This is a genomic window from Sphingomonas sp. Leaf10, assembly GCF_001421245.1.
Classification (GTDB): domain Bacteria; phylum Pseudomonadota; class Alphaproteobacteria; order Sphingomonadales; family Sphingomonadaceae; genus Sphingomonas.
On record NZ_LMKE01000006.1, the window covers coordinates 273,847 to 288,071 of the forward strand.

Annotated in this window: 10 protein-coding genes; 7 read left to right on the plus strand and 3 right to left on the minus strand. The window is 66.3% G+C overall.

Annotation, left to right across the window (positions count from 1 at the left end):
• Positions 1–123: 123 nt before the first annotated feature.
• The gene (locus ASE59_RS07715; protein ID WP_156359947.1) at positions 124–915 is read right to left on the minus strand and encodes a 2-keto-4-pentenoate hydratase; all 792 of its coding nucleotides are present in this window, start codon (positions 913–915) and stop codon (positions 124–126) included.
• A gap of 118 nt (positions 916–1,033) precedes the next feature.
• Here ASE59_RS07715 and ASE59_RS07720 point away from each other — a divergent pair, with 118 nt between their 5' ends.
• Positions 1,034–2,071, plus strand: coding sequence for a LacI family DNA-binding transcriptional regulator (locus tag ASE59_RS07720; protein ID WP_056454614.1), 1,038 nt, complete (start codon positions 1,034–1,036; stop codon positions 2,069–2,071).
• Between the two features lie 139 nt (positions 2,072–2,210).
• Positions 2,211–3,755: a carboxylesterase/lipase family protein gene (locus ASE59_RS07725; RefSeq protein WP_056454616.1), complete on the plus strand. Its 1,545-nt coding sequence runs from the start codon at positions 2,211–2,213 to the stop codon at positions 3,753–3,755.
• On the opposite strand, the gene ASE59_RS20980 is transcribed toward ASE59_RS07725, so the two are convergent.
• Together ASE59_RS20980 and ASE59_RS07735 are read right to left on the minus strand one after the other, a co-directional pair.
• The gene (locus tag ASE59_RS20980) at positions 3,752–4,840 is read right to left on the minus strand and encodes a ThuA domain-containing protein (RefSeq protein WP_056454619.1); all 1,089 of its coding nucleotides are present in this window, start codon (positions 4,838–4,840) and stop codon (positions 3,752–3,754) included. The two genes, ASE59_RS07725 and ASE59_RS20980, sit on opposite strands and share 4 nt — an antisense overlap.
• The gene (locus ASE59_RS07735) at positions 4,837–6,216 is read right to left on the minus strand and encodes a polysaccharide lyase family 1 protein (RefSeq protein ID WP_056454621.1); all 1,380 of its coding nucleotides are present in this window, start codon (positions 6,214–6,216) and stop codon (positions 4,837–4,839) included. The genes ASE59_RS20980 and ASE59_RS07735 overlap by 4 nt, the downstream gene beginning before the upstream one ends.
• A gap of 231 nt (positions 6,217–6,447) precedes the next feature.
• Between ASE59_RS07735 and ASE59_RS07740 the strand changes: the two genes are divergently transcribed.
• The 5 genes from ASE59_RS07740 (at position 6,448) to ASE59_RS07760 (ending at position 14,220) form a co-directional block, all read left to right on the plus strand.
• Positions 6,448–9,291 carry a TonB-dependent receptor gene (locus ASE59_RS07740; RefSeq protein ID WP_056454625.1) on the plus strand — a complete coding sequence of 948 codons (2,844 nt, stop codon included), beginning with the start codon at positions 6,448–6,450 and terminating at the stop codon, positions 9,289–9,291.
• A 23-nt stretch (positions 9,292–9,314) separates the two neighbouring features.
• The gene (locus tag ASE59_RS07745; protein ID WP_056454628.1) at positions 9,315–10,874 is read left to right on the plus strand and encodes a family 43 glycosylhydrolase; all 1,560 of its coding nucleotides are present in this window, start codon (positions 9,315–9,317) and stop codon (positions 10,872–10,874) included.
• A 61-nt stretch (positions 10,875–10,935) separates the two neighbouring features.
• Positions 10,936–11,514 (plus strand): ANTAR domain-containing response regulator, encoded by a 579-nt coding sequence (locus ASE59_RS07750; RefSeq protein ID WP_056454631.1) that lies wholly within the window; start codon positions 10,936–10,938, stop codon positions 11,512–11,514.
• Complete coding sequence (locus ASE59_RS07755; RefSeq protein ID WP_056454634.1) at positions 11,514–12,725, plus strand: CmpA/NrtA family ABC transporter substrate-binding protein; 1,212 nt, start codon at positions 11,514–11,516, stop codon at positions 12,723–12,725. Before ASE59_RS07750 ends, ASE59_RS07755 begins: the two co-directional genes overlap by 1 nt.
• A 253-nt stretch (positions 12,726–12,978) precedes the next feature.
• Complete coding sequence (locus tag ASE59_RS07760; RefSeq protein ID WP_056454637.1) at positions 12,979–14,220, plus strand: nitrate/nitrite transporter; 1,242 nt, start codon at positions 12,979–12,981, stop codon at positions 14,218–14,220.
• Positions 14,221–14,225: the final 5 nt, after the last annotated feature.

Consider the following 14,225-nt stretch of genomic DNA (forward strand, 5'->3'; position numbering starts at 1 on the left):
GGAGGGGAGCCATCTTTCCCTTTCCCGGCGGGAGAGGGAGGGAGCGGCGCAGCCGCGGAAGGGTGAGGGCGACCACAGGTAATTGGATTCGACTCCACCCCCCCATCGCTCCAAGCCACCCCGTCACCCCGCAACCCGCTCCCCAGCCGCAACGATGCCACAAGCAACCCGCATGTCCCCGAAATCAGCCTCGAACCGCTGCCCCGGCGCAATGCCATGCACCCCCGTCACCGCGCCCGACGAAACCCACTGCCCCGGCTCCAGCGAAACCCCACGCGCCGCCAGACAATCGACCAGAAACGCCACCGCGCCGATCGGCCCGTCGAGCATCGTCCGCGCACTCGCACTTCCCACGACCGCGCCGTCGATCCGTGATTCCACCGGCCAGTCGAGGAACGACAGGTCGCGCCAACCCGGCACTTCCTCGCCGATCAACAGCCCGAAATTATTGCCGTAATCGCTGATCGTCACCACCGGCCCATCGGCGTTGATCCCCGGATAGGGCGAACTGGCGATCTCGACCCCGACATGCACCGCATCGACGAGGTCCAGCGCCTGATCGAGCGTCAGGCCCGACAGCCCGGACGACGACCGCCCGATCCGCACGCAATATTCGGCCTCCGCCGCCGCGAACCCGTCCGCGATCACCGGCAACGCGTCGGCTTCGCCCCCCACCACCTGATCGGCGAAGATCGGTCCGGCCAGCCGATTGCTGCCCAGCGTTCCGTCGAGCGGCGCGTTGATCCGCCCGACCTTCCACCCGACCACTTGCCGCCCGTCGATCGCGATCGCCCGGTCCTGGATCGCATAGGCCTCGACCAGCGTCGTCGGCCGCTCGCCCGGATAGGTCGGCAGTCCGCGTGCCTGCTGCCGCGCACCGACGAAAGCGTGCGCGATCCGATCGCGATTATCCATGCCCCTAACCTCTTCCATTGTCCGCGAAGGGGTAACGGAAACCGGTGTCAGTAACAAGGGTGCAAAATCGACCAAGCGGGACATTGGCGGACGCCGCGCCCCAAGCTATCGCTACCACATGAAGAAAAGCGGCCAACCGACGATCAACGACGTCGCCCGACTTGCCGGCGTCTCCAAAAAGACGGTCAGCCGCGTCATCAACCAGTCGCCGTTGTTGAACAACGACACCCGTGAAAAGGTACAGGCGGTCATCGCCGACCTCGGCTACATCCCCAATCCGCAGGCGCGGGCACTGGCGCTGCGGCGCAATTTCCTGATCGCGCTGATCCACGATAATCCCAATGCGCAGATGGTGTTACGTGTGCAGCAGGGCTTGCTGGAGGTGTTGCGCGACACCGAATTCGAACTGCTGGTCCACCCGGTCGATCGCGGTGCGCCCGACATGCGCGACGAAATCCGCCGCTTCCTCGAACGGCAGCGCCCCTATGGCGTGATGTTCCTGCCGCCCATCTCCGAAAATGATTCGCTGGCCGACCTCTGTGTGCAAATCGGTTGCCGCTATGTCCGCATGGGGTCGGCGTCGTTCGACGATCCGGCGCATATGGTATCGTCGAACGATCGGGAAGCGGTGCGCGGCGCGATCGAACATCTGCTCACCGCCGGCCACCGCCGTATCTGCATGATCGCCGGCCCGCACGGCTTCCGCTCGGCCTTCGAACGGCAGCAAGGCTATGAGGAAGCGATGGAGGCCGCCGGTCTCGGCGTCCAGCGGACGTGGATCGCGCAGGGCAATTACCAGTTCGAATCGGGGATGCGCGCCGCCCAACGTCTGCTCGACCTGTCGCCGCGCCCGACCGCGATCTTTTCCTCGAACGACGAAATGGCGGCGGGCGCGCTGCATATCGCCCGGCAACGCGGGCTGGAGGTGCCTGACGACCTCTCGATCGTCGGCTTCGACGACACCTCGATCGCCTCGCATCTGTGGCCACCACTCACCACCGTCCGCTGGCCGATCGCGACCATGGCCCGCGCCGCCGCGCTGAAACTGATCGGCGAGGACGACGAGGACGACGCCGATGCCACCGAGCCCGCCGAACCGACGATGTTCGTCTCGACCCTGATCCGAAGGGCCTCGGTCGCCAAGCCGCAAGCCTGACTTGCGGGTACGGATGACACCGATTACCCTCAACCTAAATGCCCCCGTTCGTGCTGAGTAGGGGCTGAGCGAAGTCGAAGACCCGTATCGAAGCACCGCCGCAAACGGTTCCGGGCATCGGACGCAAGGGAGAGGCCCCATGACCCCATCGACCACCCGCCGCGACCTGATCGCCGGCGCCACCGCCCTCGCACTGGTCAGCCCCGTCCGCGCCGCGCCCGCCGCCCCGGTCGTCACCGCCCCGGCCGGCCGCTGGCGGGGCAGCACCGAAGCTGGCATCCACGTCTTTCGCGGCATCCGCTACGGCACCGACCCCAGCCGCCAGCGTTTTCAACCGGTTGGCGCGCCGACGCCGCTCCGCGATACCCAGCCTGCGACCGAATTCGGCCCCTCCTGCCCGCAACGTGCCAACATCGGCAATCAGGACGAGGATTGCCTGTTCCTCAACGTCTGGACGCCGGAGGCACGCGCGGGCGCGAACCGCCCGGTCATGGTCTATCTCCACGGCGGCGCCTATTCGAACGGCACCGTCGTCGAACCCCAGGTCTATGGCCATCATCTGGCCGCTTCCGGCGACGTCGTGGTGGTGACGGTCAACCACCGGCTGAACGCGCTGGGCTATCTCTATCTCGCCCGCCTCGACCCGCGCTTTCCCGACAGCGGCAATGTCGGACAACGCGATCAATTGCTCGCACTGGCATGGATACGTGGCAACATCGTCAACTTCGGCGGCGACCCCGACCGCGTCATGCTGTTCGGCCAATCGGGCGGCGGCGCCAAGATCGCGACCCTCATGGCGATGCCTGCTGCCAAGGGTCTATTCCACACCGCCGCGACGATGAGCGGGCAACAGGTCACCGCCTCCGGCCCGCTCAACGCCACCCGCCGCGCGGAGGCATTCCTGACCCGCCTGAAGGCGACCCCGGCAGAGGCCGCCGCCCTCCCCGTCGCCCGCCTGATCGACGCACTAGACGCCGAAGACCCGATCCTCGGCGGCGGCGTCTATATGGGTCCGGTCCTCGACATGCGGTCGCTCGATCGCCACCCCTTCTGGCCCGACGCGCACCGCCAAGGCCGCGAAATCCCGATGATTCTGGGCAATACCCGCGAAGAAACCCGCGCCTTCCTCCCATTCGACGGGCCGGTGCTGCGCGGACTGAACTGGGACAATCTGGCCGATCGCATGGCGCCGCAGACGCGGATCGACGCCCATCCCGAATGGGTCGTCGCGCAGTATCGCCAGCGCTTCCCGACCCTCTCCCCCACCGACCTGTTCTACGCCGCGACCACCGCCGCGCGCAGCTGGCGGGGCCAAGTGATCGAGGCCGAGGAACGCGCCGCCGCCGGCGTGCCCGCATGGGTCTATCAACTCGACTACAGCGCGCCGCTACGCCCCGGCGGCGGTGCCGCGCACACCGACGATATCCCGCTGGTCTTCGGCACGCTCGACGCGCCCGGCGCGGTCTGCGGCACCGGCCCCGCCGCCCGCGCCGTGTCGGGACGGATGCAGGCCGCCTTCGTCTCGCTGGCTAGGCACGGCAATCCCGGCGAAAACTGGCCCCGCTACACCCTGCCCCGCCGCCAGACGATGCTCTTCGACACGGTCAGCCGCGTCGTCGACAACCCGCGCGGCTGGGAACGCGAACTCTTCGCCCGCTTCCCCTATATCCAGCCGGGAACCTAACGCACTGGTGCGGCCAGCGGATAGGCGACGGTCAGCGTCAGCGGCTTGCTGCCCCGCTGCGCGATCCCGACCGTCGCGCCGCTGTACAGGTACACCGTCGTCCCTGCGCCCACGCGCTGGGTAACGCCATCGCTGGTCACCTCGCCTTGGCCGGCCACCACCTGATACACCTCGTCATGGTCGATTGGATGCAGCCCGATCGCCGCGCCCTTGTCGAGCGTCCGGCGGCGGAACTCCATTGTCCGCCCCGGCACCCGATCGGTAATCCGCCAAGCGGTACCCGTGCCGATCTTCCCATGCGGCGGCGCCTCCGCCACGCGCGTCGACGCTTCGTCGATCACGACCATCGCCGGCGCCTTGGCCCGTCCGGCCGCCCAGTCGAGCGCCCCGCCGACATGCGTCAGCAGCCGCGGATCGGCCCAATTTTCCTTGCGATGACCAAGCCCGGTATAGAACACCCGCCCCCGCCCGACGCGATGCGCCCAGGCGAGCGGCTTGGGGTTCACGTCGCTCGCGCCGATCGATTGCGGATCGAAGGTCAGCAGCGAATCCAAATCGGTCGACAGGTCGCGAAAGCCGTACCATTCGTCCGGAATACGGAACCGGTCGGGCAGAGCATCGATCGCCGGATGGCGCTCGGCCGATCGCACCACTTCCGCCTCTGGCGTACCCGGCGGATGCTGCGCAAAGCGGCCGCCGATCATCTTGGCATACCACGGCCAGTTATAGTGTGAGTCCGCCGCGGCATGGATCGCGACCACCCCGCCACCGCCCTCGACATAGCGTTGCAGCGCGTCCCGGCGCGGCCCGACGAACCATTCGCTCTCGGCGCGCTTGGGGTCGGTCGTGGTCGACACCAGCACAATCGCGGCATAGTCCATTGCCTTGTCGAACACCGCCGGATCGTCACTCGTCACCGGCTCCAGCCCGCGTTCGCGTGCTAACCGGTTGAGCGCGGCGACGGAGGTCGGGATCGAGTCATGCACGAATCCGGTCGCGCGGTGGAACAGCAGCACACGTGGCGCTGCGACGGCTGGCACCGCGCACAACAGCGCGACCACCGCGACGACGACCCGCCGGATCATTGCCGCATCGCCCGGTCGCGTGCCGACAGCGATTCCTGGATCGGCCCCTTCTGCCCCGGATAGCGTCCCGATTTCGGCTCCATCGTCACAAGATCCCATTCCGCATCGACAAAAGGTGCCGTGGTCGGCACCGGATGCGGATATTCACTTACTTCGCGTTCGTCGTCGATCACCTTTCCGCGGCCCTCGGCCACAAAAAACAGCACGCGGATATCGTCGGCGTCGCGGTCCCATGGTCGCGCCCCGGCATTGGCCAGCACATGCGTCTCGACATCCTGCGCGGGCAGCACCGGCAGTCCGGCCGGCCAGACCGGCGGCGTCTTCGCTTCGATCAGCTTCGCGCGGGTCACGCCATAGCGTCCGAACATCGGCAGCGGATTGCCGTGCTGGTCGACCGCGACATTGTCGCGCCCGTGATAGCGCAGGTCGCCATCGCCGCCGAGCATCAGGAACGGCAGCCCTTCGTCGGTCGACGGCCCGCCGCGCATGACGTTGCCGACCGCCGACAGCTTACCTTCCTGATATTCATGCCCCGCCCATTCGAGTGCCATTAGGTTGTAATGCACCGCGCGCTTGGCCGGATCGTAGATCAGGTTGTTGACCACCGCCGCCTGCACCCCGCCCTTCAGCAACGGGCTGCGCTCGACATTATGGGCGTACACGTTGCGCCAGATCAGGATGCCGGTAGCGTTGTCGTGGATCAGCGACCCCTTGCTATGCTCGCCCTTGGGATGGCTCGCGTCGGCCAACCCCTCTGCCAGCAGATTGTAGCTGAACGTGATGTCGTGGCTGGTGCCGCGTCGCCAGTCGTCGGGCGTCACCCCATCGAAGCGCGGCCCCGACGCGGACAGATTCTCATCGAGCGCCCACGTCATCGTGCAGTGATCGACGATCACATTGTGCGCCGACACGGTGTTCATCGCATCGACCTCCCACCCCGATCGTTTGGGCTGCCCGTCCAGACCCGGCCGCACGCGCAAGTGCCGAACGATCACGTCATGCGCACGAATATCGATGCCGCCGCGGATCACGGTGATGCCGGGCGACGGTGCGGTCTGTCCGGCGATGGTCAGAAACGGTTCGGTGATGGTCAGCGTCGAGCGGCCGAGATCGATCACCCCGCCGACCTCGAACACGACGATGCGCGGCCCCTTCGCCTCCAGTGCAGCCTTCAGCGATCCGGGCCCGTCGGCGGCCAGCGTCGTCACGCGGAGGATACGGCCGCCGCGCCCGCCGGGCGTCACCGCCGCCCAACCCTGTGCGCCGGGAAAGGCGGTTGCGGCGGTGGATGCCGGGGCCGTCTGCGCCGACACCGGCGGCACGGTGCTTGCGATCGACAGCAGGCCGATGACGGCCAAGGAGGTCAGTCGGTTCATGAATTTTCCTCTCCGCGCGCTTCTTGACAGCTTCGTCGTGACGGCACAATGTCGCGTTGACACCGGTTTCTCAAGCCGAAAACGGCAAAACCGGATTCTTGGAACTTAAAAGTGGTTCTGAAGAAGGTTCGACGGTGGCGCGGGGTGTTTTCCCCGCCTTGCCGACCAGTTGATGGGATCAGGCGCCAGCAGAATGCGCCCGGTGTCATCATGACAGGGAGAGGGTTTGCAATGCAATTTCGTCACCGCCGCCATATCGTCCGCGCGCTGTTGGCCGCCACGTCGCTGGTCACGCTGGCCGGCACCGCCCATGCGCAGGACGCCGCGCCGACCGGGACCGATCCGGCATCGACCGCCGTCGAGGATGCCGAGGCCGAAATCGTCGTCACCGGCTTTCGCGCGTCGCTGAACGCCGCGCTGAACGTGAAGCGCCAGTCGGTCGGTGCGGTCGACGCGATCGTCGCCGAGGATATCGCCAAATTCCCCGACCAGAACCTCGCCGAATCGCTGCAACGCATTCCCGGCATCGCCATCCAGCGCGACGGTGGTGAAGGCCGTGCGATCACCGTCCGTGGTCTTGGCGCGCAATTCACCCGGGTCCGGGTCAACGGGCTGGAAACGGTCACGACGTCGAGCGACGGCGCCTCGGCCAATCGCGACCGGTCGTTCGATTTCAACGTGTTCGCATCCGAACTGTTCAGCTCGATCGTCGTCCACAAGACCGCGTCGGCCGATCTGGACGAAGGGTCGCTGGGTGCGGTGGTCGACCTGAACACCGGCAACCCGCTGGCGGGCAAGACGGGCCTGACTGTCGCCGCATCGGCGGTCGCCAATTACAACGACCTGTCGAAGACGGTCGGTCCGCGCTTCGCCGGGTTGATCGGATGGAAGTCGCCCGACGGCACGCTCGGCGCGTCGATCTCCGCCGCCTATCAGGACACGCGCACCAAGGAGATTGGCAACAACACCGTCCGCTGGGCGCAGGCGCGCTTCGATTCGGTCGACGGCACGCGCTGCTGGACCGCACCGAACCGGGGTGGCACCTATATCGCCGGTGCCGCCTGCGACCGCGCCGCCCTGTCCTTCCACCCGCGCATCCCGCGCTATGGCGAAGTCGAGCATAGCCGTGAACGACTGGGCCTGACGGGCAGCGTGCAATGGTCGCCGACCGATGCGACCAAGGTGTCGATCGACGGTCTCTACTCACGCTTCCGCGCCGATCGTCGCGAGAAATGGGGCGAAGTGCTGCTGCGCTCGAACGAGCGGCAGATCGACGTGCTCAGCCCGACCTATGACGACAACAACAACATGATGTCGGCGACGCTGAACGATGCGTGGGTTCGCACCGAACATTATTTCCGCCAGTCGCAGACCGAATTCTACCAGATCGGCGGCACCTGGGATCAGGATCTGAGCGACACGTTCCGCTTCACCCTGCTCGGCGGCGTTTCCAAATCCGATGCCAGCGTGCCAGTCGAAACGACGCTGGTGTTCGACGATCGCGATGCGCAGGGCTATCGCTACGATTACAGCAACAAGAATTCGCCTTTGCTGGCGTTCGGTACCAGCGTGACCGATCCCGCGAATTTTCAGCTGGCCGAAATTCGCGACCGGCCATCGGACGTGGTGAACCAGTTCAAGACTGCGCAACTGCGTACCGAATGGGACGTGGCGGAGGGGTTCCAGGTCCGTGCCGGCGGCATGTGGCGGCGCTACGACTATGACATCACCGCCTTTACCCGCGATACGGCGGTGTGCGGCAATGGCGGGCGCGATCTGGTGCTGGGCACTATTACCTGTTCGGCGAGCACTGCCTTTGGCCCGACCGCAGTCTATGGGTTCCAGGCGACCAATGCGCTGTCCGAACTGTTCACGCTGCGGGGATCGAACGCGCCGTCGGGTACCTCGCTGCAATGGCTGATCCCCAATTTCGACGCGGTCACCGACTTTACCGGCCTGTATAACCGCCCGCTCGCGCTCGACGTCGGCAATAATCGCGGCGTGGTTGAGGAGACCAAGGGCGGCTACCTGCAATTCGATGCCAAGGGCACGGTGTTCGGTCTGGAATATGCCGCCAATGCCGGTATCCGTTACGTCCGCACCGATCAGTCGTCCTATGGCATCAACAGCGGCGTCAACGTGACGGTGAAGCGCGATTACGAGGATTGGCTCCCCTCGATGAACGTCGCGCTCTACCCGACCAGCGACATCATCGTGCGCGGCGCGATCGCAAAGGTCATAACCCGCCCGTCGCTCGGCAATCTGACACCGGGCGGGTCGGCGGACGGTTTCAATTTCCGTGTGACCAGCGGCAACCCGTTCCTCGAACCATTCCGCGCGACCAATTACGATCTGGCCGCCGAATGGTATTTTGCCCCGCAATCGGCCTTCTCGGTCGCGCTGTTCCGCAAGGACGTGGCGAGCTTCCCGGTCGCGGTTGCGCGCAGCGGCACCTTTACCGAAACCGGGCTGTCGCCGTCGGTGCTGGTGTCGTCGTCGCCTGCCGCGCTCAATCCCGCGCTCCAGTCCCAGGATATCTGGACGATCTCGACCACCGGCAATGGTCAGGGTGCGTCGCTCGACGGGATCGAAATCGCGTTGCAGGCGCCGTTCCGCTTCCTGCCCGGCGTGCTGCGCAATTTCGGCGGGATCGTGAACGCGACCTTCGTCCGGTCGGAAGCCGATTATACGCAACAGGGTCCGGCGACCACGCCCGGCGGTGCGCTGCCGACCGTCACCCGGACCGAGACGCTGTACAATGTGTCGAAGCGCCAGTTCAATGCGACGCTGTATTACGAGGATGACCGGTTCAGCGCGCGCACCTCGGTCGCGTATCGCGGTCCCTATGTCGATGGCGGGTCGGGCACCGGCAACATCTTCGAAGGCTATGATTCGATCGCGAACGTCGATGCGTCGATCCGCTACAAGCTGACCGACTTCCTCGAATTGTCGCTGGAGGGTACGAACCTGACCGACGCCTATCGCCGCCGGATCGTCGACGTCGATGCGCGCCGCAATTACGAGAATAACCATTTTGGGCGCACGCTGTTGGTCGGCGCGCGGGTGAAGATGTGAGCAGCTTCTCGCGGCGGAAGGTGATGGCGGGGGCGGCGCTGGGCGGCGCGCTCACTTCGCTGCCCGCCGCGGGCGGGGCGGCGCCCGCCCCCGCCCCGCCCTATCGACGCGGCTTCGATAATCAGCGCGTTGCCGATCTGGGCGACGGGCGTTTCCTGAACCCGTTGATGGCGGGCGATCATCCGGATCCGACGATCCTGAAGGATGGTCGCGATTATTACATGACCTTCTCCACCTTCGATTCCTATCCGGGGCTGGTCATCTGGCATTCGCGCGATCTGGTGAACTGGACCCCGCGCACCGCTGCGCTGACGAAGAATATCGGCGCGGTGTGGGCGCCCGAACTGACGAAGCACAAGGGCCGCTATTACCTCTATATCCCCACCAAGAACCCGACGACCAGCTGGGTGATCTGGGCCGATCATATCGACGGACCGTGGTCGGAACCGATCGACCTGAAACTGCCCGATCACATCGATCCCGGCCATGCGATCGGTGAGGACGGATCGCGCTGGCTGTTCCTGTCGGGCGGCGACCGCATCCGCCTGTCCGACGACGGCCTTAAGACGGTCGGCAAGGTCGAGCATGTCTATGACCCATGGCGCTATCCCGCTACCTGGGATGTCGAGGGGTTCAGCCCCGAAGGACCGAAGGTCATGCGGCATGGCGACTATTTCTATCTGGTCACCGCTGTGGGTGGCACGGCGGGGCCGCCGACCGGGCATATGGTGATCGCCGCACGGTCGAAGTCGATTCACGGCCCGTGGGAGCATCATCCCGGCAACCCGATCGTGCGCACCAACTCACTTGATGAGAAATGGTGGTCGCGGGGGCATGCGACTTTGGTGGAGGGGCCGGACGGCAGCTGGTGGTCGGTCTATCACGGTTACGAGAACGGCTATTGGACGCTGGGGCGACAGGCGTTGCTCGACCCGGTCGAATGGACGCCCGATGGCTGGTTCCGCATGACCGGCGGCGATCTGTCGCAGCCGATCGCCAAGCCGAAGGGCGGACAGGCGCTGCGCCACGGGCAGGCGCTGTCGGACGATTTCACGACGCTGGCGCTCGGTACCAAATGGAATTTCTTCCGTCCCACCCCCGATGATCGCGATCGGGTTCGGGTGCAGGACGGCGCGCTGCTGCTGGATGCGAAGGGCAAGGCGCCGTCGGACGGCGCGCCGCTGCTGCTGATCGCGAGCGATACCGGCTATCGCTTCGAATGCGATATCGAGATTGCGCCGGGCGGAACCGCCGGGCTGATCCTGTTCTATGACGACAAGTTGTATTGCGGGTTGGGGTTCGACGAACAGCGTTTCGTCACCCACCAATATGGCATCCAACGCGGACGACCCGTTAATCCGCATGGGAGACGGATGCGGATGCGGGTCACCAACGACCGGCATATCGTGTCCTATCACACCAGCGGCGATAACGGGCGGACGTGGCAGCGCTTCGACCGCGGCATGGAGGTGTCGGGCTATCACCACAATGTCCGCGGCGGGTTCCTGATGCTGCGGCCCGGCCTCTATTCGGCGGGACAGGGCACCGCGCGCTTCCGCGACTTCCGCTTCACCGCGCTATAGCTTGACGAGGCCGGCGGGCGCGAGGCACAGGCCGCGCGTCAGCTTCGGGGGTAGCGGGATCATGCGGATCGCGATCATCGACACCAGCACCACGCGCGCCGCGATCATTTCGGAGGGGCTGCGCGAAGCGGGGCTGGACGATATCGTCGTCATCGACGGCACCCGCCGGCTGGTCGCCGATGTCGAGGCGGCGGCACCCGAGGTGATCCTGATCAACCTCGAAAATCCCAGCCGTGATGAGCTGGAGGAGTTCTTCGCGGTATCGCGCGCGCTCGCCCGCCCGATCGCGATGTTCGTCGACCAGAGCGATGCGGAATCGACTGCCGCCGCCGTCGATGCCGGCGTCTCCGCTTATATCGTCGACGGCCTCGCCAAGCAGCGGATCAAGCCGGTCCTCGACCTCGCCATCCGCCGGTTTCAGGCATTCGCCCGGTTGCAGGCCGAACTGGTCGAGGCGAAGAGCGCGCTGGCCGACCGGACCACGATCGACAAGGCGAAGGCGATCCTGATGAAGCGGCGCGGGATCGACGAACCCGCCGCCTATGCGCTGCTTCGCGCACAGGCGATGCGGTCGAACCGACGGATCGTCGAGATCGCCGATGCGATCCTGACCAGCGACGCATTGATGGGAGGCATGTGATGGCGCTCGACAAGGTCCGCATCGGTTTCGTGCCGCTGGTCGATGCCGCCCTCCCCATCCTCGCCCGCGAACAGGGATTTGCCGAGGCCGAGGGGCTGGAGATCGAGCTGGTCCGCGACATGACGTGGGCGACGGTGCGCGACCGGCTGCTCTATGGCCATACCGATGCCGCGCACATGGTCGCGCCGCTGGCGATCGCCACTGCGCTGGGTCGCGGACGTCCTGCCGTACCGATCGCGGTGCCGTTCGTGCTGGGACTGAACGGCAACGCGATCACGCTGGCGCTGCCGCTGGCCGAGCAGGTGCTGGACGGCGAAGGTCTGGGCGATCCGGTGACGCTTGGCGCGCGGTTGAAGGCGGTGGCGCAGGCGCGGGCGGCGGCCGGACGGCGACTGCGGTTCGGGGTGGTGCATCGCTATTCGAGTCACAATTACATGTTGCGCTACTGGCTGGCGGCAGTCGGCATCCGCCCCGACCATGACGTGGAGATAGTGACGACCAGCCCGACCTTTGCCGCCGACGCGCTGGCGGTGGGCGAGGTCGACGGCATCTGCGTCGGCGAACCGTGGAACAGCGTCGCGGTCGATCGCGGCGTCGGGCGGATCGCGTTGGTCACCGCGCAGATCTGGCGGCGCGGCGTCGAGAAGGTACTGGCGCTGCGCGAGCAGACGGTCGCCGAACGCGGCGACGTGGTGCAGCGGCTGATCCGTGCGCTCCACGCCGCCGCCGCGCATTTCATCGATCCCGCGACCCGCGACGCCAGCGCCGCGATCCTCGCCTGCCCCGACTATCTCGACGCGCCGGTCGACCCGATCCTGCGTGCGATCGGCGATCGGGTGCGGGTCGTGTCGGGCGCCGATCCGCTGCACGTGCCCGACTTCATGTTCCAGTATCGCGAGGCAGCGAACTTTCCCTGGCGGAGTCAGGCGGCATGGCTCTATTCGCAGATGGTCCGCTGGGACCGCACTCCCTTCTCGCCGGAGGAAGCGCACATCGCGCAAGGCGTGTTCCGCCCCGATCTGTACCGCGCCGCGCTGGCCGGATCGGGCGCGCCCCTGCCGGGCGCCAGTTCGAAACTGGAGGGCGCGATCGGCGGGACCGTTGCGGCCGGATCGACCCAGGGGCGGCTGATGCTGGGCAGCGATCCGTTCTTCGACGGCCGGTCGTTCGATCCGGATGATATTGCAGGATATTTGGATACCCTGCCCTGAAACCCGTTTAATCCATTCGTCGCAAATCGTGCTGCACTGCGAAACCATCTTGCACGGCGGCTGCGAATCAGTCATCTTCCCTGTGTCCGGCAATGGCGTCGGGCACGAGATAAGCGCGATGCGGTTCCAACGGCGGGACCGATAGCGTCGGGCGATCGATGATCGCCACACGGCAACGAAGCCGCCCCGATGCGCCCGAACAGGGCCGCGTCGGGGCGGCTTTTTCTTTGTCCATCGCATTCGGGGAACTGCCATGGCTACCGCCTATTGGAAAGACGATACCGCCGCCGCCAAACCGGACAGCTTCTGGTCGAGCGGCCATACGCCGACGCTGATCGCGGCATTCCTGTATTTCGACCTCGCCTTCATGGTGTGGGTGCTGCTCGGGCCGCTCGCGCCCGATATCGCCGCGACGCTGAGCCTGACGCCGGCGCAAAAGGGACTGATGGTCGCGGTGCCGACGCTGGCAGGCGCGCTGCTGCGCGTGGTCAACGGCCTGCTGGTCGACCGCATCGGACCGAAGCGGGCCGGCGCGATCAGTCAGATCATCGTCATCGCCGGGCTGTTCTGCGCATGGGCGCTGGGGGTGAACAGCTTTGCCGGCACGCTGGCGCTGGGCGTCATCCTCGGGTTCGCCGGGGCCAGCTTCGCGATCGCATTGCCGCTTGCCAGCCGCTGGTATCCGCCCGAGCATCAGGGCAAGGCGATGGGCCTGGCCGGCATGGGTAATTCGGGCACGGTGCTGGCCGCGTTGTTCGCGCCGACCCTCGCCAAGCTGTTCGGCTGGAACGCTGTGCTGGGTCTGGCGTGCATCCCGCTGACGCTGGTGTTCGTCGCCTATATGGTGATGGCGAAGGACGCGCCGAACGCCCCGCCCGCCCGCAAGCTGACCGAATATTTCCTGCCGCTCAAGCAGGGCGACGCGTGGTGGCTGATGGGCTTCTATGCCGTCACCTTCGGCGGGTTCGTCGGGTTGGCCGCGTCGCTGCCGATCTACTTCACCGACCGGTTCGGGCTGACGACCATCACCGCCGGTTACTGCACCGCCGCCTGCGTGTTCGCCGGATCGCTGGTGCGGCCGATGGGCGGCGCGCTGGCCGACAAGATCGGTGGCGTGAAGGCGCTGTCGGCAGTGTTCGTCGTCGCCGCCGCCGCGCTGGCCGGGGTCGGACAGGCGAACAGCGTCGAACTAGCCCTTGCGCTGTTCGTCCTCGCCATGCTGGCACTGGGCACGGGGAACGGCGCGGTGTTCCAGCTGGTGCCGCAGCGTTTCGCGGCGGAAATCGGGGTCATGACCGGGCTGGTCGGCATGGCCGGCGGCATCGGTGGCTTCTACCTCGCCTCGTCGCTCGGCATCGCCAAGCAGCTGACCGGCAGCTTCCAGAGCGGATTCCTGATCTTCGCTGCGCTGGCTCTCATTGCGTTTACCGGTCTGTCGGTAGTGAAGGGCGGTTGGCGCCGCAATTGGGCGGCCGCCGAGGGAGTTCGGATCTGACCGCC